Raw genomic sequence first — 23,503 nt, forward strand, 5'->3', positions numbered from 1 at the left:
TCGCATGCTATGCCACAGCCTATCCAATACCTAACTATTTAATACCAAAAGCCTATACTGCCAAATACCAGCGACTTTGTGTCAAACCTAAAATGGGTTGACTATATGAGCGAATGAACAATGAACATGGCACAACTAAATAAGAGCAGCTTGATAGGTGCTCATAAAATTCATCCCAATCCGCTAATGAGGACCTCTATGCCCATGCAGAACTATCTAATTATTGGCGGAACGGGTGGTATCGGTCAAGCCATAGTCGAGCAAATTATAAAAAATTCGCTACATAAGCCTATGCATATTTATGCCACCTATCATCAGCGACAGCCAAATTTGCAGGCGGATAATCTATCTTGGATTCAGATGAATGTCAGTAGTGAGGCCAGTATCCAAGCGGCTATTGCTGAGGTTCAAAGCCAAACCGACCATATCGATTGGGTCATTAATGCGGTAGGGATGCTGCACTCTGAGTCAAATGCTCCAGAGAAGGGTATTCGTCAGTTAGAACCAGACTATTTTATGCAGAATATGGCAATTAATGCCTTGCCAAGCCTGCTGATTGCCAAGCACATAAAGCCTTTATTAAAGGCGGCTGAGAATTGCTTAGGCTTGTCAGCAAAAGACGCGCCTGTGATCTTTGCCACCATCTCGGCTCGAGTGGGCAGCATCAGTGACAATCAGCTCGGTGGTTGGTACAGCTACCGAATGAGCAAGGCTGCCCTCAATATGGGCATGAAGACCTTGGCTATAGAATGGTCGCGAACGTTAAAGCACGTCTGCGTGGTGGTGATGCAGCCCGGTACTGTCGATACTGAGCTGTCTAAACCCTTTCAGGGAAATGTGCCAGAAGGTAAATTATTCACTGTAGAGTACAGCGCGCAGAAGTTACTTGAGGTCTTATCGTCTATGACAGCTGAGCAATCTGGAAGTTTTGTGGACTGGTCAGGAGCAACCATTCCTTGGTAGGACAGAGCAGGCTCATCAATCCCAACCCTTCCTTTGGTAAGGGCTGGGGTAATAAAAGAGAGCAGGGGTGGATTTAAATATAAGGGAAAGGTCGGAATAGCATTCGACCATCGTTCGAGCAAGTGTTAATTCACCACAAACAGGTCCATAAACTCATTGACCGGCGTTTGCTCTAGTTTCTCTTGGTCACTACAAAGCTCTATAATCTCATCACAGCGACTTTCGATAAAGCGCGTCATAAGGTTGGCGTGAAACTTCGCTTCAAGGACGGGAATGCCTTCGTCACGGCGGCGTTTGTGACCAATAGGGTACTCGACTGCGACTTTATCCGTACTACTGCCATCCTTAAAGAATATTTGAATGGCATTGGCAATCGAGCGCTTTTCTGGGTCGTGATAGTCTTTTGAGTAACGCTCGTCTTCTTCCACCACCATCTTACTGCGCAGCTCATCAATCGATAAATGCTGAGCATGGTACTCGTCAGCATAGTTCTCTGCAACCAAATCGCCAGTTAGTAGCGGCACGGCAACCATATACTGTAAGCAGTGGTCACGGTCAGCAGGGTTGGCCAGCGCGCCTTCTTTAGAGATAATGCGAATCGCTGACTCATGCGTGGTAAGGACGATTTTTTCTATATCATCAATGCGATCTTTAACTTGCGGATGCAAAATTACCGCTGCCTCACAAGCCGTCTGAGCATGGAACTCAGCGGGGAAGCTAATCTTGAATAAGATATTCTCCATCACATAGCTGCCAAAGTCGCGCTGGAACTTAAATTTACGCTCGCCCTCAGGCTTGGTCGCTAGATCCTTGTTGGTATGGCTAAACAGCACGTCATAAAAGCCCCACTGCGGCGCGGATAATACACCAGGAATACCCATCTCACCACGGCGAGTAATATCGACTAAGCGCACCGCTCGACTGGTAGCGTCGCCTGCTGCCCATGACTTACGGCTACCTGCATTGGGTGCATGGCGATAAGTTCTGAGCGCTTGACCATCCACTAAGGCCTGCGAGATAGCAGCCATAATGCGCTCGCGAGGTAGCTCATATAGCTTGGCAACCACTGCGGTAGACGCTAGTTTTACGAGTAATACATGATCGAGACCGACACGGTTAAAGGAGTTCTCAAGTGCCAATACACCTTGAATTTCGTGCGCCATAATCATGGCCTCTAACACCGCTTTCATGGTTAACGGTTGGCGACCTTGGCTGATGTTCTGCTGACTAATATAATCAGCAACGGCTAGAATTCCCCCTAGATTGTCAGATGGATGTCCCCACTCAGCAGCCAGCCAGGTGTCGTTATAATCTAGCCAGCGCACCATACAGCCGATATCAAAAGCCGCCTTGATAGGGTCAAGTCGATGTGACGTACCCGGAACACGTGCGCCATTCGGCGTAATCTGACCTTCGCAATCAGGGCCAAGGTGTTTGGTACATTCTGGGAAGCGTAGCGCGAGCAATCCGCAGCCGAGGGTATCTATCAGGCAGTGCCTTGCCGTCTCCCAAGCATTCTGACTGTCTATCGAATAATTTAAGACGTAATCGGCAATCTTTTGAATCTCGTCGTCGTACTCTGGTCGGACGTTGCTTTCTACATTACTCATAGTTGTGCTCCTTCACTCAGTGGTTTATGTACTTGATAATCATTCTTATTTAAAGATAGCACAGACATGAGTAAACAACAATGCACTAGTTAATGTATTGTCGTAGCAAGAGATAGAGGAGGGAAGTTAGCAAATAGCAGCCATATGATAAGAGGTATAACTGCTAAATAACCTAGGGAATTTAAGGACTAACGAAGCATACCCTGCATATTATCTAATCGCTGAGCTGGGCAATGAAGTGTGGTTGGGCGCCAGTAAAAAGGTATGATTGCACCATAAGTTAACAGCATTAATGCTATAAGACATGAATACTCACGATACTAAATAGTAAGTTTATTATAAAAACGATTCAGCGGTACTGGGCTGAATTTTTGCAGTCTTCGTTGGCGTGCTCGCAGCACACCAGGAAAATTTATACCAGTTCCGCATTATACTACTCAGACCTAATACAATGGCGCTATCTTATTTAGAAGCACTATAGCTGGTCAGCAAATTAAAATTAGCTCTTTTTAGAAGAGTTCTTTAGACTGTCAAATGACTAAATAAAGGACGCCTGCAAGAAACAGAGCAGCGAGTAGCAACAGCAATCCATACAAGACCTTGGTTACAATAGGCGACTCTGAGCCTTGCGATTTTACCTTAAGCTTCTTTTTAAGGTTCAAAACCATCGTCACATGCTCAATACCATCTTCAAGATAACCCTCACCATCAGTGATGAATCCTAGCGACTCATAAAATTTGATGAGATAACTCTGTGCCGAGATGATAATGGGCTTCTTGCCAAACTTCTTACGGCAATATTTAATAGCCTGCGTCATTATTTGTCGCGCCAAACCGTTGCCACGATGTTCAGGCAATACCAGCACTCTACCAATAGCAGGCATTGCGCTTGCCGCACTCGCTCCTATAGTCCTAGAGGTCAGCGAGTTATATTGGGGCGGAATAATGCGGCAATAGCCAATGAGCGCCTCGTTCTGGTGTGCGACCAGATGTAGGCAGTCAAAATCCACCTCGTCCATGTCTTGATAGGCGCAGTGTTGCTCAACCACGAACACCTGCGAGCGCGCTTTTAGAATGTGATATAGGTCTACTGAGGTAAGCTCATCAAAGGTTTTAATAGAAAATTTACAGCTCATAATTGGATAGCTTCTGGCAGTTGAATTAAATTAAGTTGACTTGCACAGGATTGTCATTAAATGGTGCTGGAGAGGGTAAAAGACAATAGCAATATTCCCATAAAAATTAGTGAACCTAACAGTAAGTCGTTCAGTGCAGCAGCCTATTATCTCTTTAACGATAAGCCTTTACAGCAGTTTTGGTAGAATTTTCACGAAAATATAGATACAACGGTAAACCGCAAGAGGGACCGACCAATAGGGGAGCTGTCATGGCAATCAAGCGAAATTTAGTTGCGACCAATCATGACCCCATCAAAGTAAACAAAATCGAGGCGATAGCGCATAGTATGACATCTGCCCCAGCGAATAAACTGCTACTATTTGCAGTTAAGTTTTGCAAACAAAGATAGCGTTATATCGTTTTGACACAGCCAACTTATAAACAAACTATAGGGGAGCGTAGCGCCTAGCACAGATAATAAAAGACAAAATTCCGCTTTAGTGACACTCTAATCATCACCTGAAATTCTTTATTAAACTTTTATCCCAATGGTTTCTATCAAGCACATAAACCGCATGATGCATAATTCGACCATTAACATTTTTAGCTCGAATGACAGCGCCTTTTAAAATAAAGCCAAACGTAAAATAAAGCCCAAACATTCGGCTACGCGGCGACTAGTTTATCCTAAATGAATCTAAACAGAACTTTAACGCTAATACCGTGGCTGGTAAGTATTTACTGGCTGGCAGAGTGATATTTTTGGATATTAAAGCTTAGCACCTTCAAAGAGGCTGGATAAATGTCACCCAGCCTCTTTATCGTAAATTTGACATAGACTCGTTATAATTTAAACAAGTAGCCTATTAGAAGCAGTCAGCAGGTACAAACACTTCACCAACCATAATGCGGCGAGCTGAGCGGCTCATAGAGACCTTCTTGGCTTGCCAGCGGCCATCAACTTGCTCCGTCTTACCACCGACCAGCAAAGTGCCTGATGGATGACCAAAACGAACTTCAGATAATTCTCCACCACCTGCTGCTTGATTCACCAGCGTGCCTTGAGTGGTAGCTGCCGCCGCGATAGCGACCGCTGCCGTTCCCATCATAGCATGGTGCAGCTGACCCATACTCATCGCGCGAACGACCAAATCGATGTCATCAGCTTCGACGGTCTTGCCACTAGAAGCGGTATAAGTTGTAGCAGGGGCTACCCAAGCAATTTTCGGAATATGCTGGCTCTTTTCAGCTTCACTAACATCTTTAAACAAGCCCATAGCTATGCCGCCTTGCGCGCGGATACGCTCAAGCTTAGCAAGTTGTTCGCTATCACTATTAATTGCGCCTTGCAGCTCAGTCCCATCAAAGCCTAAATCCTCGGCTTTCATAAATATAGTCGGGATGCCGGCGGTAATGAAGGTAGCCTTGGCAGTAGTGCTATTGCCGTTACTATCTGTAAAGGTGAAGTCGTCGATTAGATTACCCGTAGGGAACATACTGCTGTCGCCATCGACCGGATCGATAAACTCAATCTTAACTTCAGCGGCAGGAAAGGTGACGCCGTCCAATTCAAAATCACCCGTTTCTTGAACCTGAACGCGGCCCTGCTCATCCGTATAAACAGGCACATGGGCAATGATAGTCTTGCCGATGTTCTCTTGCCAGATGCGTACTTCACAGATGCCGTTGTTTTGAGCACTGTCTGCAATTCGCTCAGCAGCCACCAGTCCCATATTAATGGCACAAGCCCCTACTGCGGCAGTCAAATTACCGCAATTACCCGCCCAATCAATCATGGGTTTGGCGATATTGACTTGACCAAATAGATAATTGACATCGTGGTCGGTTTGCTTCGCTTTAGAGAGGATAACTGTCTTAGAGGTTGAAGAACTGCCATTGCCCAAGCCATCAATCTGCTTGCCATAAGGGTCAGGACTACCAATCACGCGCAGTAAAAAGTTATCGCGAGCCGCGCCCGGTACTTGGCAACGCTCTGGAAGATCAGAGAGTTTAAAAAATGTGCCCTTTGAGGTGCCGCCGCGCATATAGGTGGCAGGGACAGAGACTTGCGGGGTAAAAGCTGGCTTACGCTGAGTCATTGATAAGTCCTTTTATTCACTTGTTTTCTGAAGAAGGGGAATTAGAGCTTGTTAAATTCTAATTGAGGCCTTTGTATTGGAAGCCGTATATCTAGCCGTTATAATTGGCAATCAAGCTAAATATTTGCTATATCATCATTTAATGCTAATTGGGCAAAAGTATTACTCAAGCTTTCTAAAAAATTATAAATTAGGCTATTTTACCAAATTATTTTATCGTTAGCGCCCTTGTTACTAAAAGGTAAGATATTTCCGTCAAGCAGTGAATTGATGTATGTTGAAGAAACCGTAAAATAAAACTAGGCAAACTAACCACTGCCTACAGTTAGTTAAAGCCGCTTATACTGAGACTAAAGAGCGCTATGGTTATGAGAGTCTACACGCCCATATAGCCGCTCAAGGGCACAAGATTAGCAAGTATATGGTCAGAAGTATTAAAAAAGACTATGACATCAAGTGCAAGCGTTATAGGAAGTTTAAAATGACCACTAACTCAGATCACGACTATTGAACTTGAGGATAATGGAGAGCGATTAGCAAGGCACTACTTTGCAGCGACGCGACGCAAGGCAAGAGCTTTGCTCACAGTGGGACTAGGACTAAAAAAGGGCTGGTCATGAAGTCACCGTATAAGTTCTAACCTATCTAAGTCATCCCTTTTACTTTAAGTCTTTATCCGCTCGCCAATAACCCTTGATACGATTTTGCTTACCTGACAAGTTTCGCTCATTTCTTAGATAATAACGAACTGCTTTGGCAGAACTGTTTTCTAATGCGCCCCACGTAGCATCAATAGTATCAATACCTTTTAAGATTTCTATTACCTTGCTACCTTGTTCACTGTAATTACAAATAATTCGGTGTATTTGGGCATCTTTTGGTAAGTAGTTAGTCGTGTGTTCTATAGCATGTTGATTATCTGAGTCTTCTAAAAAATATGCCTGCTCACTTTGTTTTTGGCTCAGTATAATGATGTGAGGTAACTTTGTGTTGTCCCAACATTCTAAAATACCAGCTAAAGCAGGGTAGGCAGTTTCATCGGCAATCAGGACGCATTGCCCTGTACTTAGATGCTCATGTTTATCCTCGCTTTCATTACGGCTAAAGATAACATCACCAATATTTAGGGAGGCAGCCCATAGGCTACCGGGACTACTATCGTGTGTAAAAATATCCATATAGCCTTTGTTGATATAATCAGACTCTATGCTGCTACATGCCTTACGTAAGGTATATAACCGTACATCTTTATTCATAGTTTCGACAATTTGATAGCGATGCTTACTCGATAGATGTTTTAAAAACCATAAAAGTGCTTGATTACCATATTTTTTGGCAAGTTTAATCGCTATAGAGCTTGTGCTATTAGAAATGGGCCGTTCTGGTACTTTATTTAATACTTTAAGTAGCATGCCATACGTATATCCTGCATAGTTACTAGGTAATGGTGTCTGACTTTGAAGGATTAGTCGAATCATGTTTTGGGTTAATCGCTCTTTGCCAATAACTTCAAAATACTGTTTTTTATTACTATTTAAGTCTTTACCTTGTTTGACTTTGACCATATAGGCAAGGTAGAGGATTTGTTCTTCAATATCCCCCTCTAACTTAAACTCAACATATAGCTCTCTTGTTTTAGTCAGGCTTTGGACAATGACTAACATTCCTTCATTAGAGATATCTTTAATAAAGGCTTCTGTCATCTCTATATTAGGATAATAATAATGAACTATCGACATCAATTCTGCAGTATGATCTTGATTGATGTGCTCGATAATATCGAGTTTGGCATCGGTATCTTTAGCTAGGGTATAGTCAGTCACAACATTCTCCAATATAAGTATTTAACTTCAAGGTTTCTAAAACTTATATGTCAAAGAAGCTTTGACGGCACGTTCATCATCTGGAATGTTAAAGGTATCAACTGAACCCACCCTGACATAGTGATGATCATTAAATAAATTATATATATTTAACTGCCCTTCTAAATTGTCATTAAATGGATAACTAAGCATTGCCTCCCATGTCTGGTAGCCATCAGCTTGTATGCCTTGTGATGAAGAAAAATCACCAATCACATTGACACCCAAGCCAATAGTTAAAGGGTTGGCGAACCAGTCATTAGCTTGATAATTTACCCAAAGATTGCCTGTATGTTTGGGCATGAGTAAAAATATGCCATCGTCTCGAGGATTTGATGCTTGTTTGATATCGCTATCTAGGTAGCTATAGCCACCTGATACCTGCAGATTAGGTAGAATCTCTCCATTGACCTCAAGCTCCACCCCTTGCATTTCTCGTTCGCCTAATGCTATCAGATCGCGAGTTTGAGTTACTGCGGCAGCATTAGTATCCTGCATGCGATAACCACTCAGTCTTGCCGATAGATTGTCATCCCAATGACCTTTTACGCCAATTTCTATTTGTTCGCCTTCACGAGGTTTTAGGATTTCATTATTTTTATTAGTGACAGACTGAGGTGTAAATACCTGAGTATAGCTACCATAGACATTAATGTTAGGCGTCAATTCATATACCATAGCCCCATATCCTGTCAGCTTATCATCACTAGTGCTGGCATGTGTGTTTCGTAGCTTGTTTTCACTATCAACTTGATAATGACTGACTCTGCCACCAGCGATTAAACTTACTTTATCTAAGGGCTTGTAGTTAACTTTAGCATATACGCCAGTTTCGCTTAATGTATTATCCTCATGGCTTAACCGATAACCTGCCTGACCTTGCTTTGCTTGTTGTAAGATATCAACTGGACTTAAGTTATTAATCTGATCAGCCGTTAGCTGTTTAGCTAATCCTCTAGTGCTTGCGCGTTGCATATCGGAATTAAAACGTTTGTAATCAGCTCCAACCACATACTCACTCTGGGTTTTCCCTGTGACAAAGGGTTGACTTAAGTTAATATCAGCACTTAAAGAATCTTGTTTAATGTCACCACCTAAAGCTGTAACGTTAGTCTTATTATTGACTAAAGCAGACCCAGCAAAGGTATAATTATAATCAGCTTCTGTTTTAGCGTAGCGGGTTCCTAGACTGATAATGCCTTGACTATCTAGCCTATGAGTGAAGTCTACAAAAAAGTCGTGACTTTGGTTATTAAAATCATTCCAGTTTGCGCCATAAAAGTCTTGATTTGGTAGGTTAATTAGGGATTTATCAGCGTTTGTGGGCAAACCAATATTTGGTGTGATATGACGGCTTTGTAATAAATAACCCATTCCCAGTCGACTAGTATCACTTAAATACTTATCAATGCTTGTATAAAATGTAGTGTTACTATTATTGTCTCCCCCCACCTTAGTAACTACTGGGTTATCTTTCTGATTGTATTGGATTATTGTTCGGCCTAACAAGCTATCGTCTTGACTCACCCCACCTTGAACATCAGCAGATAACTCAAAACCTTTGGGATGGCTAAAACTGGCCTTTAATGTGTTTTCTCCATTAGCTCTTCCACGTTTGCGTACTAAATTAACTACGCCACCCACCTCTGAGGCAGAATTAAAAAGTCCTGAAGGACCACGCATTACTTCAACACGGTCAAATGCAGCAAGGTTAGGGACTGAGCCAAAATTACTTGACATAGGGGAAGGCAGGCCATCAATACTATATTGATCATACTCATAACCACGAGAAAATATGGCAGAACGGCCATCATCATTCTGTAATACCCTAAGTCCTGTAGTACGTTTGGCCAGCTGATCTAATGTTTCAATATTTAAGTCATTAATTTTTGACTGAGTGACCACACTGATAGACTGAGGAATGTTTTCTAAATAATCAGGGGTTTTAGTGCCTACAGTAGCGACATTGGCGCTATAAAATTCGTTGTCTTCACTAGGATCGATGCGATATAAAGGATTGGCCGTAACGATTATAGGTTCCAATCTAACGGTCGGCGACGCTTCATTATCTTGAGTCACCTTTGCGTCTACATAACCTGTGTCTGCATAAGCTCCCACTGTTGTAACTGGCACCAATAGGGTGAGTATGGAGTAATATAGTAATGATGGTTTTGCCGAAATTTTCAGACTAAATAATTGCATGATATAAGTCATCCTATGGTTACTATATATAGCAGAAAAAATAAAACTAAATTAATAAGTTCATAATTTAAAATGGTAATGATAATTGTTATTATCTATATTTATTAATTCGTATGTGTCATTATTGGAAAGAATATATATCGAAAAGAGGAAAAGTGGGGTATGACATGAGTATGGACTATGATCAACTTAATTGGGAACAACAAAGCTTTAACCGTGTTTTGCAAAGACAAGTTGATAATCAAGTGTGTGCTTATGAGGAAGAATTGGAGTTTAGACAAGGCTTTAAGCTTGTACGTAGACGATTAAAAACATCAATACCCATATACTACGCATCTTTTGATAGTTTAAATCATGTGGGTATGTGCTACACATTCGGTAGTAAAAGGGTGCACCCTAAAGACTTAGCTTTTGATCATTTGTTTCATAGTGACTTAAATATTAGCAATGGGTATCATTTTAAAGGCAAAACACTTAAGGCGTTAAATGAGCCGCTATATTACGTCAGTCTGCATTTTGATAAATCTTATCTTAACCAATTAAATGAAAAACAGCCCTTGCCTTCATGGCTATTTGATTTAAGTAAAGATTCTGCAATACAAAAGATTGATCACATTTCAGCACCTGCCGAACTGAGACATCTAGCGTGGAAAATCTGCTGCCTGCCGAAAATAATAAATTTGAGTGATATATTGAGAATAGAGGCTCATGCACTTGAATGGTTGGCTATTGTACTAGACATGGCAAACCAAACAGCTTGTTCAACAACAGCTAACTATTCTCGATTAAATAACGATAGAAAAAAAAATGTCGATGAGGTCTGTGACATTATTAAAGCAGAGTTCTCACAGCCCTTGACGATTACTGAGCTTGCGCAGCGTACTGGAACTAATGAGTGTTATTTGAAGCAATATTTCAAGCAGCACACTGGATTAACTATTCATCATTATCTTACCCAATATCGTCTTACCCATGCGCGTGAGTTATTACGCAATCAACCCAATGTTAGTATCACAGAAGTTGCTGGAATATGTGGCTATCAAGCTAGCCACTTTAGTCACTTATTCCGTAAGACTTACGGTATGTCTCCCATGCAATACCGTAAAGGCGAGTATTAATTAATAACAATGAATTAAAAGCTGTTCAAGCGATTACTTCAACAATAAAAAATTAAAGCAGTCTAAACTGTACTCTTTTACATAACTCATCTACTTCAGTCCCTTAATTTATTAATTCGCTTTAGGGTTTTTTATCTGGCGCCTACCAATATCAGTCTCTATAGCATGGTCTGTATCTAACAGCTCTCGCAATTTAGATTTGCCAGACTGATACTGGGCAATGGACTAAGCAAGGTGGGCGGTATTAGCAGATGACTTAAGCAGGTGCAGCGTTCCATAAAGCTGTACGGCAAGTAACGATAGCAGCATCATTGGCAGTATTTAATACCTGTGTAAAGCGCTTCCTAGCTTCTGAAAAGACCCCATCATCTGACGGGGTCTTTTTTAACTAAAGGTTTATATTAAGTTTTAAGCGGTAGCAGTAGTGCTTGCCAAGAACTCTTTAGCGAAGCGCTGAAGCATGCCGCCATTGTTATACATCTCAACTTCATCTTCAGTATCAAGGCGGACTAAAAGTTCAATTTCGTCCTTGCTACCATCTTGACGATTGATCACTAAGGTCATCATCCCGCCAGCACTTGGCGTACCGACCACATCATAAGTCTCAGTACCATCGAGGTTGAGGGTCTGGCGGTTGGTATCTGGCTGGAACTGAAGAGGTAACACCCCCATACCGACTAAGTTCTGACGGTGAATGCGCTCAAAATTCTCAGCGACGATACACTCTACACCCGCTAAACGAACGCCTTTGGCAGCCCAGTCGCGGCTTGAGCCTTGGCCATAGCCGTCACCCGCGATAATGATGAGTGGCTCATCGCGGTTCATGTAAGTCTCAATGGCTTCCCACATACGCATGGTGACCCCTTCAGGCTCAACGCGCGCATAAGAGCCTTGCTTGATACTACCATCATCGTTTCGAACCATCTCATTAAGCAGTTTTGGATTGGCAAAAGTCGCACGCTGAGCGGTCAAATGATCGCCGCGATGGGTAGCGTATGAGTTGAAGTCCTCTTCAGGGACTTGCATCTTGGTCAAATATTCACCCGCTGCGCTACTGGCTAAAATAGCATTAGAGGGAGATAAGTGATCGGTGGTGATGTTGTCGCCTAAGATAGCAAGGGGACGCATGCCTTTGAGACGATTGGCCCTAGCCATCGCACCTTCCCAATAAGGAGGGCGGCGAATGTAGGTACTCATCTCACGCCAGTTATACAATGGCTCAGAACGAGCTGCGTCGATAGCCACTTCATCAAACATTGGGATATAGACCGCGTCAAACTGTTCTGATTTCACGTGTTTATTGACCAGCTCGATGATCTCATCATCATCAGGCCAGATATCTTTTAAGTAGACCGGATTGTTATCATAGTCATAGCCTAAGATATCTTTTTCAATATCGAAGCGGATGGTGCCAGCGATAGCATAAGCGACGACCAATGGCGGTGAGGCAAGATAAGCTTCTTTAGCATACGGATGGATTCGACCATCGAAGTTTCGGTTGCCTGATAACACCGCCGTAGTATACAGGTCACGCTCGACAATCTCTTGCTGAATCTTCGGATCTAACGCACCGCTCATACCATTACAAGTCGTACAAGCAAAGCCGACAATACCAAAGCCAAGCTGCTCTAAATCATCTAGCAGTCCGGAGTCTTCAAGGTAGAGCTTGACCGTTTTAGAGCCTGGTGCAAGCGAAGTCTTGACCCAAGGCTTACGCTGAAGCCCCAGCTTAGCGGCATTACGAGCGATTAGGCCAGCGGCAATCATATTGCGAGGGTTAGAGGTGTTGGTACAGCTGGTAATCGCCGCGATAATAGTCGCGCCATCAGGCATCAACCCATCTTCTGCTTTAGGAAGTGGTTCGTTTTCTTTATGAGCGACACCGCGAACGGCAAGCTCTGATGTTGGCAGGCGAGCATGTGGCCGAGATGGTCCTGCCAAGTTGCGCGTCACTTGCGCCAAATCAAACTGTAAGACGCGCTCGTACTCGGCATTTACCATGCCGTCTGCCCACAGACCAGTCTCTTTGGCATATTGCTCAACGAGCTTGATTTGCTCTTCGGTACGACCTGTCAGACGTAGATAGTCAATGGTCTGCTCGTCAACATAGAACATTGCTGCCGTCGCACCATATTCTGGTGTCATATTGGAGATGGAAGCTCGGTCACCGACGGTCAGACTGCGAGCGCCTTCACCAAAGAACTCAATGTAGGTTGAGACCACACCTTCATTACGTAGGAATTCGGTCATGGCCAGTACTAAATCAGTGCCGGTAATGCCGGGTTTTATCTTACCGGTAATCTCAACGCCAACGTAATCAGGACGACGCATCATAGAGGGGTTACCCAGCATCACGCTTTCGGCTTCTAAACCTCCGACACCGATTGAGATAACACCTAGCGCATCAACCATTGGCGTATGACTATCCGTACCGACTAAGGTATCAGGAAAGGCGACTTGCTGACCGTCTTGGTCTGCAGCCACTTGTATCACAGGTGACATTTTCTCAAGGTTGATTTGGTGCATGATACCGTTACCAGGCGGTACGACATTGACGTTATCAAAGGCGGTCTGACACCAGTTGATAAAGTGGAAGCGGTCGTCGTTACGACGCTCTTCAATCGCGCGGTTAGCAGCAAAGGCATTTGGCTTAAAGCCTGCATGTTCTACCGCTAATGAATGGTCGACAATTAATTGAGTGGGAACGATTGGGTTTACTTTTGAGGGGTCACCACCTTGCTCAGCGATAGCATCACGAAGGCCTGCCAAGTCGACAAAAGCGGTCTGACCCAAGATGTCATGGCAGACCACACGGGCAGGATACCAAGGCCAGTCTAGGGTTTGCTTACGCTCGATGTGCTGCTTTAAGGCTTCAGTTAGCTCTTCTGGTGCACAGCGGCGCACGAGGTTTTCTGCGAATACTTTTGAGCAAAACGGGAGCTTGTCATAAGCGCCTGCTTCAATTTCATTGACGGCGGCGCGGGTGTCAAAATAATAGAGATCAGTGCCGGGCAACTGCTTTTTATACTTGTCGTTCATGGGTTGTCTAAGGATAGTCATAACGTACCTTTTAAATAGCTATTAATTGGCTGTCTAGGCGCACGAAGGGTGACAGTATTGATGGCTCAATACTGTGAATAAGCTAAAAGAAATGAGGATAATTTTAAGGTAGGAGTTAGGCTAGCGATATCAGAGGAAGGTAAGACGATTTTAGTCAGCCGTCGTCTCATTCCACCACCGTGTCGAAAACACTGTGTCGAATGAGACGTCAATAGTACTATGTTGAGATTCTTGATTTGGCTGGCTAAACTACCGTGATATTGTCTTTGATTAGCTGGCTTATTTCCAATAACCTAATTTTCTAATAACCTGCTTTGCAAACAAGTTAAGGGTTGCTTACAGTATGGTACAGCGCTAACCACGCTCACTAATCTTAGGCACTGAGCGTGGCTCTTCACCAATATACTCGGCACTTGGACGAATGATACGGTTGTTTGAGCGCTGCTCAAATACATGCGCGGCCCAACCCGTTAAGCGTGAACATACGAAGATTGGCGTGAATAGCTTAGTAGGAATGCCCATAAAATGATAAGTTGAAGCATGGAAGAAATCAGCATTACAGAATAGTTTCTTCTCGCGCCACATCACTTCTTCACAGCGCACTGAGACTGGGTACAAGACCTCATCGCCCACATCATTCGATAGCTTTTCAGCCCACTCTTTAATGATGACATTGCGCGGATCACTGTCTTGATAGATCGCATGACCAAAGCCCATGATCTTGTCTTTACGCGCCAGCATATCCATTAGACCTTGTTCTGCCGCATCAGGTGAGTCAAAGCTCTCGATAAGCTCCATCGCAGCCTCGTTAGCACCGCCGTGTAATGGACCGCGAAGGGTACCAATGGCGCCAGTGATACAAGAGAAGATGTCTGACAAGGTAGAGGCACAAACACGAGCAGTAAAGGTTGAAGCATTGAACTCGTGCTCAGCGTATAAAATTAGAGAGACATTCATCACGCGCTCATGTAGCTCACTTGGGGCTTTGCCATTTAGTAGATGTAAGAAATGACCACCGATAGTCGCGTCATCAGTAGCGCAATCAATCTTGACACCATCATGACTGAAGCGGTACCAGTAGTTGATGATACTTGGGAAGGCCGCGAGCATACGATTGGTTTTGTCAAGTTGCTCATCAAAGCTGTCTTCTGGCTCAAGATTACCGAGCATAGAGCAGCCTGTGCGTAAGACATCCATTGGATGCGCGCTTTGCGGAATACGCTCAAGGACGTCTTTTAGCGCTTGGGGCAAGTCGCGTAGCTGCTTAAGCTTAGCTTGGTAGTCATCGAGCTGTGCTTGAGTTGGTAATTCGCCATAAAGTAAGAGATAGGCGACCTCCTCAAAGATACAAGTCTCGGCTAAATCCTTAATATCGTAGCCACGGTAAGTAAGGCCTGAGCCGGATTTACCGACGGTAGATAATGAAGTCTTGCCAGCGACTTGACCACGAAGTCCTGCACCTGAGAGTTGCTTTCCTGCTGCCATAGTGAATTCCTTTTAAACGATGTGAAAGTTAAGTAAATGGATAAAATTGATGATCATTTAGTACTGCTAGCTACAGCACGCCTTCAATATTGCATCGAGATAACTCACCAGTAATGGTAGGTCTTAATGCTTCTAACATGCTACCTTCACCCTCAGCGTTATTCATCGCCATATATTTTTGGCCGACTGGTGACTGCATGAACTTTTGCATCTCTGCTGATTCTTCTGCTGTTGGTTCTCCCATAGGCTTCTCCACCTCTAGGCCATTCATTACTCGCAGCTGCTCATTACCATACTCAATAAGCTTCATACCAACTGGCGACTCATAAAATTCATTAAGCTCATTTAATTCAGCTTCAGTAAACTTGCTTTCAAAGAATGCTTGAGATTCGGCTAGACCGATATTTGGGTCCCGAGCTTCTAAGCAGCTTTTCTGCTCAGGTGTCAAGCTACCGCTGTTAATAAGTGGCACGAATAACATATTGTTAAAAGTGTCAGAGCTAAGATGGGCGAGAGTAGAGTACTGTGGTTCGGCCGGTTGAGCTACTGGGGTAGTAGTGGCTGAGTCAGAGTCAGACGTGGTGCCGACCGTAGCATCAGTATCTACCCCTGTCGAATCCGTCGTCGTAGCTTGATCATCAGTAGCAGTATTTTTATTACAGCCGCCAGTCAATAAGGCTGTCATCAGTACACCGCTAACTAACGATACTCTGAAAAGCTTTGAGGTTAAAGAAAATGTCATAAACTGCCTATTGGTTAAGTAGGGTGCAAAGAAGAATAGAGAATATCGCCTGCGCCTGCATAAAATAGCGCGGTTCCAAGTTATTTTTTATCTGCAAATAACTTATCTAGAGTTTGCTCAAACTGATGGTAGTTTAAGAAGTCGTACAACTCCATACGAGTTTGCATGGTGTCGACCACCTTCTCCTGCGTACCATCTTTAAGTAAGTGCTGATAGACGTTGAGCGCTGCTTGATTCATCGCACGAAATGCCGACAGTGGATAGAGAACCATGTCGACACCGACTTTATAAAGCTGCTCAGTGGTATAAAGGTCAGTCTGACCGAACTCCGTCATATTAGCCAGTACCGGAATATCCAATACGTCGGTAAACTTACGATACATCTCGATATCAGTTAGCGCTTCGGCAAAAATCATATCTGCGCCCGCCTCTTGAAAGGCTACGGCACGCTCGACTGCAGCTTCTAAACCTTCGACAGATAGAGCATCGGTTCGCGCCATTACCACAAAGTCAGGATCGGTCTTAGCATCTAAAGCAGCTTTGAGACGGTCCACCATCTCAGCGGTCGAGACAATCTCCTTGTTAGGACGGTGACCACAGCGCTTTTGCGCAACTTGATCCTCAATATGGACGGCAGCCACGCCAGCTCGCTGCATCTTTTTAATTGTTTGAGCAATATTGAAAGCACCGCCCCAACCAGTATCTACGTCAACCAAAAGCGGGGTATCGACGGCATTGGTAATTCGGCTAGCATCTTCTAATACATTATCTAAGCTGGTCATTCCTAAATCAGGTAGACCGTACGAGGCATTAGCCACGCCTGCGCCAGATAGATAAATGGCTTTATGGCCGACTTCAGTCGCCATCATTGCTGTATAGGCATTAATCGTACCGGCAATTTGTAAAGGTTGATTATTAGCATTTTGCTGTTGAAGGGCATCGCGAAAGCGTTTGCCTGCAGAAGTGTTGCTCATAGCTCTATCCTTAGCTTATAAGTCATGAAAAGTTAATATTAGAATACGAGGTTTGCAGGCAAATTAAAAGGGCAAGCAGTGCTGGTCAGATTAGTATTACTATACTAACTGCTAGACTAAACTCAATCTATTTATATTTTGAATAGTATTATTGATTTATTAACTAAATTTAGATATTGCTATTTAATTAACACATAAAGCCAAGCAGTATGACTAATTTATGTTACATAAAATTACATTTAATGTTAATAATTGAATCGCCTTAGCTAAGAATAGATAAGCATAATCAGCAATAGCAAGGATAATGCAGGCACAGAGCTAGCTTATAAGTTAGCGCTTTTATAATGACTGTCGCCTATAAGTAATGCCCTTATGCTCATAGACTTGATAGATAGTTTCTAAGAAATGCTCAAAGGCAGGGTGGGTCATCTGCGCCAGCGTATTAAGATAAATAGGGGAAGTCGCATCTTCATGCAGCAGTGATTGATAGCGAATTTGCTGGCCTCGAAGTATCTTTAAGCTATCCGGTACTAAGGTAATACCTTCTCCTGCTGCTACCAGCCCTAGCGCCACTTGTAGATCACTAACTGTCGTTGTAGAAAAGGGCGCAGCACCATATCGAGCAAACAGATTTAGCAGGGGTTCAGTCTCTATATTGCTATGGCCGGCAAGGCTAGCATCAGCTACATTTAAATGGGTTTGGTGGTAGAGGATCAATCGATTGTCCGCCAGCTGTGGCAAGCGCAGATTGCGCACTTCAGCTAGCGGATGCACAGCGGGAAGGGCCACGACATAGCGTTCATGACGCAGTAATATCTGCCGTACCCATTCATCTTGCTGAGCAAAGCGGCCAAAGCCTACGTCAATCTCCCCTGACTTCAAGGCATCAAGCTGCTGATAAGAGGAGATATCTTTGAGCTGCACCTCAAGATCAGGTAATTGCTGCTTTAACAAAGCGATGATGTCAGGCAATAAACCATATAATACCGAAGGCACAAAGCCAATGCTTAGCGTCTTCGGAGGATGGGCCATACGCTTAGTTAATGCGCTAATGGTATCAAGCTCTGCCAACAGTAGCTGCGATTTTTCGAAATAAAACATCCCAGCCTCAGTTAGCTGCAAAGGACGATGATAACGATCCACCAGCTCGGCACCGATCTGCTCTTCTAACTGCTTGATAAGCCTACTAAGCGTAGGCTGTGACAGCCCTGTGGTGGTCGCCGCTGCACTGAAGCTCTGTGATTTGGCCACCGCATGAAAGGCTTGAATTTGTTTTAGCTGCATAGCAGAGTCATTATTAAAAACCTACGATATAGTAGCAAAAATCTGAAACCTGCATCGACGAGTTGGTTTGGCTAGTTGCATCGACTAGCTACTTAGACTAGCTTCTTAAGTTAGCTGCTTGGATTTAATACTGGTTAAGAGTTAGGGGGTGGTCGCCTTAATCTCAATCTTATTGCCATCGGCCAACGTAAACGTGCCTTCGGTAATAGTCACTTTCACTGCTTGTGGGTCTTTGATGGCTTTAATAATATTCACATCAGCGATACTTGAATCAATTGCAAATTTCGTGGCGCTATTTGGCGCTATAGGCGGCTCAAATGTCTTCAAGGGTATTAAGACAGGCTTGCCTTCTTTAAACACTTCAGCTTGGATTAGTAGCGAGCCTTTAAAGCTATCAATCGCGACATCACCTTGATTAGATAACAAAAAGCGTAGCTTTACATTATTTAAGCTATCATCTTGACTGCTTTGTACAGGCAGTAAAGTGATGGAGTAGGGCTGACTGTTGCTAGCAGATTGTGAGAGCACAGGACTGTCTTGACCAGTAGGGTTGTCAGGATGCAGCTCCTCATATTTACGCTGCTGCTCTAACGCTTTACCAATGGTAATACTAGGCACTGCCCCTGTCTCATAAGCTTTACCAAGCTTCATGCGCAGCATATAGCGACTTAGCAGGTTACGATCTTCCTCTGATAGCTGGTCAAAAGTATCGCCTAGCTTATCCTGCCACTTCTCAGAGTCTGTGGGGATGGTTTGTTTCATTGGGTCACTGCCAATACGATCGCAGCCTACCAAGTTTACTGTAGAAAAAGATAAGATAAGGCTGGTACTTAAGATAGCAGCTAGACTTGAGCTGCGAGATCTGCGCTGCAATAATTGACCTGCTCTACGAGATGACTTGAGTGATTTAAAAGGCAGGGTCTTTCTCATCTGATGCTCCTCATTGGGCGCTGCTAATATGCTAACGCAAAAAATCCATATAAGCCGATAATAAAGACCGTCACTGATAACAGCTTATGACTCATTATTATTCGGTAATTATATGGATTTTAATCTAACACTAATAATTTACAATAGGATTTTTTATACCATTAACGGCGCTAAGGCCATTTTACTGCCTTACTCATTAAGCAGCTGATTAAGCACATGGTTAAGCACCCAACAGCCCGGTTAAATTTGCGAGGAACAAAACAGCAAACGCTGCCAAGAACAAGAGACCGGCCACTGACCATGCATTCATAACAGGGGATAATCTTTCATGATTTTTCACGAGTCGGTAGTTGAGCCAGCCAAATATAGGCGCTGACACAAAGGCTGTGATCATCGCAAACTTAAGCATCGCTCCTAGCTGGCCTGTGAAGAACATGATGATAATAAGGCCACCGACGGCTGAATAGGTCGTCCAGAAAAGGACTTGTTTTTCACTAAGCTCAAGGTTGCCTTTAAGCAGTCTCCAAGATTCTGCGTTGGCTCTACCATAGCCATCGGCGCAGGTAATGGTGGTGCCAAACATACACATAAAGGCGATAAATGCGACCAATAATCTCGACCACTCACCAATGGTGGCGGTATACATGCTGATCAGCTGACCCACATAAGCGCCACCAGAAGTCTGAATCTCTTGACCTGACCCATATTGCACAAATACCCCAAGGCTTAAGAATAACAACGCTAAGACAGCAGAGGTCATATAGCCAACATTGAAGTCAAGTCGTCCTTGGCGATGGGTAGTATGATCGGCTTTAATTTTAGCTGAAGTCCACATAGAGTTAATAGCTGCAAACTCCAGTGGGGCTGGCATCCAGCCCATTAAGGCAACGATAAAACCTAGGGTAGCCAGATTCCATGGCGAGGTCGCAACGAAGTCTGGCGTCATAACAGTGGGCTTGCCAGCCGCGATAACCACAGCAGCGATGGTCGCAATAGTGAGCGCTATGATGATCCATTTGGTGAGACCGTCAAGCAATCTATAGTGACCAGCAATCAAAAACACCCAAGAGACCCCCATCACTATTATGGATAATGTAATGGTAGATACCTCTATGCCGGCAGGCAACATGAAGCCTAAAATAACGGCGGCCAGCAAGGCAACAGCCCCAGTACTAATGACTGATGACACGACAGATAACGCGAAAAAGACCCACAAATAGACTTTTGACTTTTTATAATAGCCTGAGATTAGCGACTCACCAGTATCATAGACGTAGTCACTACCAAATCTAAAAAAAGGATACTTAAAAAAGTTAGCGAGAATAATCATAATTGCTAGCTGCCAGCCATAGATGGCACCTGCTTGGGTAGAGGACACCAAATGTGAGCCACCAATAGCAGCTGAGGCCATTAAAATACCGGGGCCAAAAATGCGCCAGTTAAAGCCTTGCTGCTCATTCTCGGCAGGTTGGGTATGAATAGAAGGAGTAGACATGAATACCTCAAATAAATAGATTCTATATAAATCTACGTCGTAAATAACAACTAAAATTGTGCAAATACGCACTAATTATACTTTTAGGGCACTATCTAAGTGCATGACGCTTGAAAACGTTATGGTACAAGAAATTACCGTACAACATTACAAAAAATTATTTTAGTAATTCATAACTTCTTATATGCAGTTTATTAATCACAACTATTAAACGCCAGTTATCGCGAATTATCTAAGCACTATTTGGATAGTCGAGCATTTAAAATCCTGTCTAAAAAAGACACGGTTATTTTTAAATACTAACAACTGGTACATTAGTTTATAGATTGCTTGGCATAGTCAATCATTCATTGGTCAATCAGCAATAATGCAAAAGAAAAATTGATGATAACTGTTGGTGATTTTTTATTTTTTGACCTTCGATAATGTGGTTTTTCTTAGTGTATATTAATAATATAGTTACAATTATGAAATGTTTGCTTATAATAAAACGCTCAAAAGTTTAGCAACTATTAGTATCGTAATTTTTAGGCAATTCACTAATGAAAAATAGTATAAAAAAAGACAGTTTCACTGATTTTGATTTAAGTTTAGAGGATTCGCAAGAAGCCGATGATAACCAACAGCTATCTTTAGATAAATCAGCCAAACATCAATCGGCTACGCCCCCTTTAACTGATGAAATGTTGTCCCAAAATTCAGCGTCATCAATCCTCGCTACTGAACCAGACTATTATTCACCGCCCGCGGCTGAGCATCTATCTGCTCAACTGCCCAATGACAGATTTAATCATTCAACTTGGTATTCATTACAAGGCAGAATAGGACGAATCCAACTGGCTGCATTCGGTGTCATTTGGGGATTGGTGGTCGTCGTTATTTTTGCTTTAGCCTTTTCCTTTGGGCTTGGTCTTTCAGGTAGAAGTGCTGATTGGATTTTACTGACGCTACTTATCTTACCTATATTTATCTATTCTTATTTGGTGCTTCCAAAGCGTCGATTGCATGATCTTAATAGATCAGGTTGGTGGTTATTACTTGCTTTTATACCAGTAGTGAACGCTATTTTTATGATTTATTTATACTGTGTCGGTGGCGATAAGGAAATTAATGATTACGGATTACCACCCGAGCCATATACTAAGCTGCAATTGGTTTTGGCAATATTGTTTTATTTATTTATGGCGGTCGGTATTCTTGCACCTGTCTTTGCACCTAGTCTCTATACAGACTCTCTAAGCTCCGAAGCTACCAGTATCGAAGAATCAATAGCAGGGCAAAGTAGTAACTCTGAACACTCTAGCTCGGTTGCTGAGCCCGCGACGCAGCCGCAACCCTTAGAAGCTGATAGTGCTGTTCAGCAAGTAGCGTATGATTCGGGTAATGCTGCTGCCATGGAAAGTCAACCCACGACTGCTAATACTGACTTAGCTACTAATTCAACGCCTGACATCAGCTTTGAGGAGTTTAAACAGCAAGCTGATAGCCAAATCTTGTATGAAGCGGAATAAAAAAACGCTAATAGCCCCAGTAACGATAGTATTCTTATATTATTTATTTTTAACTGCTGGCTAGTTGGCAAAATGTTTAATTTAGTACTAAACAATCTAGTAGCCAACAACAGAAATAACATGCCAACGAAGGATAACAAAGGCAGTGGCCTCTCGACAGATAATTACAATAGATAATTACAATCGCCGACTTTTTGTTTAGTGGATAAAATGCAATAATATCAATTTTTTATAATAAAGTACTAAATACTAAAATCATAAAATAACATTTACATCTATAAGGTAGGCAGGTAGGAAAATGGATAATAATTTAAAAGTATCAAATCAGCAGCAAACTTCAACTGAGGCGCTCGATGAGCCAATATCATTGAGCAAGGCTACCCATACCAACACTACTACTGGGTTTGAAGAAACCTCTAGCATCACTAATCCGTATCAGTCTCCTGAGGCGCCTTTACAAAGCGCTGACTTTGCACAAGTGCCGCCTAATCAAAGTAAATGGTATCACCTCCACGGTCGTATTGGGCGCTTACGTTATTTGTCATACTTGATGCTAATGAGTATATTGATGTATGTGGTATTACTGCTTTCTATGGCAGTTATCATAGGACTTTTTGCTGATACGGCCGATATTGAATCGTCTTATCTTTGGTTATTGCTAGCTTACATTCCCGTGTTACCTTTTATTTTTTATACTGCCATTATTTACCCTAAAAGACGCTTGCATGACTTAAATCAGAGTGGCTGGTTGGCGGTGCTGATGTTTATTCCCGTTATCAACTTCTTTTTTTCACTTTATCTAATATTTGCTGCTGGCAGCGAAGGTGTTAACCAATATGGCGCGCCGCCACGACCAAATCGAAAAATACACTATCTCAGCGCCTTTATATTTCCAATAATCGCCATTATTGGTATATTGGCTGCCATTGCTATTCCTGCCTATCAAGATTATACAGAACGTGCTCAGCAGCAAGTCATCCAGTTTGAGCAATAGATGAGACGTTTATTTTGGCTAGCCGTCTTAGACTGTATGGTTTTTAAATTTTAAA

17 protein-coding genes and 1 pseudogene are annotated in these 23,503 nt (G+C 43.0%); 5 read left to right on the forward strand and 13 right to left on the reverse strand.

What is annotated here, in order from left to right:
• Positions 1-126: 126 nt before the first annotated feature.
• Positions 127-963, forward strand: coding sequence for an SDR family oxidoreductase (locus EGV92_RS08950; protein ID WP_242678674.1), 837 nt, complete (start codon positions 127-129; stop codon positions 961-963).
• A gap of 125 nt (positions 964-1,088) precedes the next feature.
• On the opposite strand, the gene EGV92_RS08955 is transcribed toward EGV92_RS08950, so the two are convergent.
• From EGV92_RS08955 to prpF, 4 genes are all read right to left on the reverse strand, one after another.
• Positions 1,089-2,573 carry a bifunctional 2-methylcitrate dehydratase/aconitate hydratase gene (locus EGV92_RS08955; protein WP_131668914.1) on the reverse strand — a complete coding sequence of 495 codons (1,485 nt, stop codon included), beginning with the start codon at positions 2,571-2,573 and terminating at the stop codon, positions 1,089-1,091.
• A gap of 530 nt (positions 2,574-3,103) precedes the next feature.
• Positions 3,104-3,709: a GNAT family N-acetyltransferase gene (locus tag EGV92_RS08960; RefSeq protein WP_131668915.1), complete on the reverse strand. Its 606-nt coding sequence runs from the start codon at positions 3,707-3,709 to the stop codon at positions 3,104-3,106.
• Between the two features lie 154 nt (positions 3,710-3,863).
• Positions 3,864-3,992, reverse strand: a complete 129-nt coding sequence (locus tag EGV92_RS14350; protein WP_131668916.1) for a DUF2834 domain-containing protein — start codon at positions 3,990-3,992, stop codon at positions 3,864-3,866.
• Between the two features lie 566 nt (positions 3,993-4,558).
• The gene (gene prpF / locus EGV92_RS08970) at positions 4,559-5,791 is read right to left on the reverse strand and encodes a 2-methylaconitate cis-trans isomerase PrpF (RefSeq protein ID WP_131668917.1); all 1,233 of its coding nucleotides are present in this window, start codon (positions 5,789-5,791) and stop codon (positions 4,559-4,561) included.
• A 310-nt stretch (positions 5,792-6,101) separates the two neighbouring features.
• Between prpF and EGV92_RS08975 the strand changes: the two are divergent.
• Positions 6,102-6,296 (forward strand): annotated as a pseudogene (locus tag EGV92_RS08975) (IS3 family transposase); the annotation flags it as partial.
• A 154-nt stretch (positions 6,297-6,450) separates the two neighbouring features.
• Here EGV92_RS08975 and EGV92_RS08980 read toward each other — a convergent pair.
• Together EGV92_RS08980 and EGV92_RS08985 are read right to left on the reverse strand one after the other, a co-directional pair.
• Complete coding sequence (locus tag EGV92_RS08980; RefSeq protein WP_131668918.1) at positions 6,451-7,614, reverse strand: siderophore-interacting protein; 1,164 nt, start codon at positions 7,612-7,614, stop codon at positions 6,451-6,453.
• Between the two features lie 36 nt (positions 7,615-7,650).
• The gene (locus EGV92_RS08985; protein WP_165525598.1) at positions 7,651-9,855 is read right to left on the reverse strand and encodes a TonB-dependent siderophore receptor; all 2,205 of its coding nucleotides are present in this window, start codon (positions 9,853-9,855) and stop codon (positions 7,651-7,653) included.
• 173 nt (positions 9,856-10,028) lie between these two features.
• Between EGV92_RS08985 and EGV92_RS08990 the strand changes: the two genes are divergently transcribed.
• Positions 10,029-10,973, forward strand: coding sequence for a helix-turn-helix transcriptional regulator (locus EGV92_RS08990; protein ID WP_165525599.1), 945 nt, complete (start codon positions 10,029-10,031; stop codon positions 10,971-10,973).
• Between the two features lie 408 nt (positions 10,974-11,381).
• On the opposite strand, the gene acnD is transcribed toward EGV92_RS08990, so the two are convergent.
• The 7 genes from acnD to EGV92_RS09025 form a co-directional block, all read right to left on the reverse strand.
• Positions 11,382-14,012: a Fe/S-dependent 2-methylisocitrate dehydratase AcnD gene (acnD, locus tag EGV92_RS08995; protein WP_131668921.1), complete on the reverse strand. Its 2,631-nt coding sequence runs from the start codon at positions 14,010-14,012 to the stop codon at positions 11,382-11,384.
• A 375-nt stretch (positions 14,013-14,387) separates the two neighbouring features.
• The gene (gene prpC / locus EGV92_RS09000) at positions 14,388-15,518 is read right to left on the reverse strand and encodes a bifunctional 2-methylcitrate synthase/citrate synthase (RefSeq protein ID WP_131668922.1); all 1,131 of its coding nucleotides are present in this window, start codon (positions 15,516-15,518) and stop codon (positions 14,388-14,390) included.
• A 70-nt stretch (positions 15,519-15,588) separates the two neighbouring features.
• Positions 15,589-16,260: a DUF2059 domain-containing protein gene (locus EGV92_RS09005; protein WP_131668923.1), complete on the reverse strand. Its 672-nt coding sequence runs from the start codon at positions 16,258-16,260 to the stop codon at positions 15,589-15,591.
• An 80-nt stretch (positions 16,261-16,340) separates the two neighbouring features.
• A complete protein-coding gene (gene prpB, locus EGV92_RS09010; protein WP_131668924.1) occupies positions 16,341-17,234 on the reverse strand; it encodes a methylisocitrate lyase in 894 nt (297 codons plus the stop codon).
• A 339-nt stretch (positions 17,235-17,573) separates the two neighbouring features.
• Positions 17,574-18,518, reverse strand: coding sequence for a LysR family transcriptional regulator (locus EGV92_RS09015; RefSeq protein ID WP_131668925.1), 945 nt, complete (start codon positions 18,516-18,518; stop codon positions 17,574-17,576).
• A gap of 141 nt (positions 18,519-18,659) precedes the next feature.
• A complete protein-coding gene (locus EGV92_RS09020) occupies positions 18,660-19,448 on the reverse strand; it encodes a hypothetical protein (protein WP_131668926.1) in 789 nt (262 codons plus the stop codon).
• Positions 19,449-19,668: 220 nt separating this feature from the next.
• On the reverse strand, positions 19,669-20,943 hold the full coding sequence (locus EGV92_RS09025) for an NRAMP family divalent metal transporter (protein ID WP_131668927.1): 1,275 nt from the start codon (positions 20,941-20,943) through the stop codon (positions 19,669-19,671).
• A gap of 542 nt (positions 20,944-21,485) precedes the next feature.
• Here EGV92_RS09025 and EGV92_RS09030 point away from each other — a divergent pair.
• Both EGV92_RS09030 and EGV92_RS09035 read left to right on the forward strand, forming a co-directional pair.
• Positions 21,486-22,454 (forward strand): DUF805 domain-containing protein, encoded by a 969-nt coding sequence (locus EGV92_RS09030; protein WP_131668928.1) that lies wholly within the window; start codon positions 21,486-21,488, stop codon positions 22,452-22,454.
• Between the two features lie 298 nt (positions 22,455-22,752).
• Entirely contained in the window at positions 22,753-23,448 is a 696-nt protein-coding gene (locus EGV92_RS09035; RefSeq protein WP_131668929.1) for a DUF805 domain-containing protein, read from the forward strand.
• Positions 23,449-23,503: the final 55 nt, after the last annotated feature.

Source organism: Psychrobacter pygoscelis (genome assembly GCF_004335015.1).
GTDB lineage: Bacteria > Pseudomonadota > Gammaproteobacteria > Pseudomonadales > Moraxellaceae > Psychrobacter > Psychrobacter pygoscelis.

Excerpts from the sequence above, each read along its gene's own strand:
- EGV92_RS08990 (WP_165525599.1), top strand. The coding sequence starts at position 10,029 with ATGGACTATGATCAACTTAATTGGGAACAACAAAGCTTTAACCGTGTT.
- prpF (WP_131668917.1), bottom strand. The coding sequence starts at position 5,791 with ATGACTCAGCGTAAGCCAGCTTTTACCCCGCAAGTCTCTGTCCCTGCC.
- EGV92_RS08960 (WP_131668915.1), bottom strand. The coding sequence starts at position 3,709 with ATGAGCTGTAAATTTTCTATTAAAACCTTTGATGAGCTTACCTCAGTA.
- EGV92_RS09030 (WP_131668928.1), top strand. The coding sequence starts at position 21,486 with ATGAAAAATAGTATAAAAAAAGACAGTTTCACTGATTTTGATTTAAGT.
- EGV92_RS08985 (WP_165525598.1), bottom strand. The coding sequence starts at position 9,855 with ATGCAATTATTTAGTCTGAAAATTTCGGCAAAACCATCATTACTATAT.
- acnD (WP_131668921.1), bottom strand. The coding sequence starts at position 14,012 with ATGAACGACAAGTATAAAAAGCAGTTGCCCGGCACTGATCTCTATTAT.
- EGV92_RS09005 (WP_131668923.1), bottom strand. The coding sequence starts at position 16,260 with ATGACATTTTCTTTAACCTCAAAGCTTTTCAGAGTATCGTTAGTTAGC.
- EGV92_RS09035 (WP_131668929.1), top strand. The coding sequence starts at position 22,753 with ATGGATAATAATTTAAAAGTATCAAATCAGCAGCAAACTTCAACTGAG.
- EGV92_RS08950 (WP_242678674.1), top strand. The coding sequence starts at position 127 with ATGGCACAACTAAATAAGAGCAGCTTGATAGGTGCTCATAAAATTCAT.
- EGV92_RS09015 (WP_131668925.1), bottom strand. The coding sequence starts at position 18,518 with ATGCAGCTAAAACAAATTCAAGCCTTTCATGCGGTGGCCAAATCACAG.
- EGV92_RS08955 (WP_131668914.1), bottom strand. The coding sequence starts at position 2,573 with ATGAGTAATGTAGAAAGCAACGTCCGACCAGAGTACGACGACGAGATT.
- prpB (WP_131668924.1), bottom strand. The coding sequence starts at position 17,234 with ATGAGCAACACTTCTGCAGGCAAACGCTTTCGCGATGCCCTTCAACAG.
- prpC (WP_131668922.1), bottom strand. The coding sequence starts at position 15,518 with ATGGCAGCAGGAAAGCAACTCTCAGGTGCAGGACTTCGTGGTCAAGTC.
- EGV92_RS09025 (WP_131668927.1), bottom strand. The coding sequence starts at position 20,943 with ATGTCTACTCCTTCTATTCATACCCAACCTGCCGAGAATGAGCAGCAA.
- EGV92_RS09020 (WP_131668926.1), bottom strand. The coding sequence starts at position 19,448 with ATGAGAAAGACCCTGCCTTTTAAATCACTCAAGTCATCTCGTAGAGCA.